At 58.4% G+C, this 1239-nt stretch carries 1 protein-coding gene; it reads left to right on the top strand.

Features of this window, described 5'->3' with window-relative positions:
• Positions 1–81 precede the first annotated feature (81 nt).
• Positions 82–1223 (top strand): IS3 family transposase gene (locus tag GHK24_RS13460; protein WP_340666200.1). Its coding sequence is split into 2 segments (ribosomal slippage): positions 82–334 and positions 334–1223, totalling 1143 coding nucleotides; the frame shifts between segments, so codons are not numbered across the junction.
• Positions 1224–1239 lie beyond the last annotated feature (16 nt).

Raw genomic sequence — 1239 nt, 5'->3', positions numbered from 1 at the left:
GTGAGGCTACACCGAAATTTCGTACCAATTTGAGCTGGAATTTTCGGCACAATTTTCGTGATGTTGAAAGGAGATTGTGCTGTGAAGAAATCGAAGTTTACGGAAGAACAGATCGCCTTCGCCCTGAAGCAGGCGGACGTCGGCACGCCGGTGGCTGAGGTCTGCAGGAAGATGGGCATCTCGGATGCGACCTTCTACAACTGGCGCAAGAAGTACGGGGGGCTGGGCCCCTCGGAGTTGCGGCGCCTGAAGCAACTGGAAGAAGAGAACAGCAAGCTCAAGCGCCTGGTCGCCGATCTTTCGCTCGACAAAGCCATGCTGCAGGACGTCCTCGCAAAAAAGCTCTGAAGCCTTCTCGCCGCAGAGATCTCGTCGATCATCTGATCAGCCGGTTCGGGGCGAGCCAGCGCCAGGCGTGCGGCGTGATGAAGATTTCACGCTCGGTCTATGGCTATCGCTCCCAGGCGCGGGATGCCACACCGCTGATCATGCGCATCAAGGAAATCACCTCGACGCGCGTGCATTACGGCTACCGACGGGTACATGTGCTACTCAGGCGAGAAGGCTGGAAGGACAACCACAAGCGGGTCTATCGACTCTATCGTGAGATGGGCCTGTCGTTACGCCACCATCGGCCGCGGCGAAACAAGGCGGCTCGTCTGCGACAGCCGAAGCGGCACGCATCGGCCATCAACGAGATATGGAGCATGGACTTTGTGGCTGACGCACTGTTCGATGGCCGTCGGCTTCGCACCTTGCCGATTGTCGATAACTACACCAGCGAGTGCTTGGCGATCGATGTCGGCCAGAGCTTGAAGGGAGAGGATGTTGTGCGTGTTCTTGAGCAACTGCGCCACAGCCGTGGGCTGCCGAAGAGCATCAAGGTCGACAATGGCAGCGAATTCATCTCGAAAGCGATGGACCGGTGGGCCTACGAGAACGGGGTGGAACTGGACTTCTCCCGGCCGGGGAAGCCGACCGATAACGCTAAGGTCGAGTCGTTCAACGGTCGCTTCCGGGAGGAATGCCTGAACGAGCATTGGTTCTTGTCCCTGGACGATGCGAAAGGCAAAATCGAGGCGTGGCGGCGGTACTACAACGAGGAGCGTCCCCATTCGGCGCTGAACTGGATGACACCCGCCGAATTCGCCCGCCAGTGCAGGAACAAGCCCTCACCGGAGGGCTTCCAAGAGCCGGAAATTTCCAGCTTAGACCGGTACTAAATCCGGTGCAGCCTCA

The organism is Rhodocyclus gracilis (assembly GCF_009617575.1).
Taxonomy (GTDB): Bacteria; Pseudomonadota; Gammaproteobacteria; order Burkholderiales; family Rhodocyclaceae; genus Rhodocyclus; species Rhodocyclus gracilis.
Note: the sequence above shows the minus strand (reverse complement) of the source record. Positions and strands in the feature narration are given on the sequence as shown.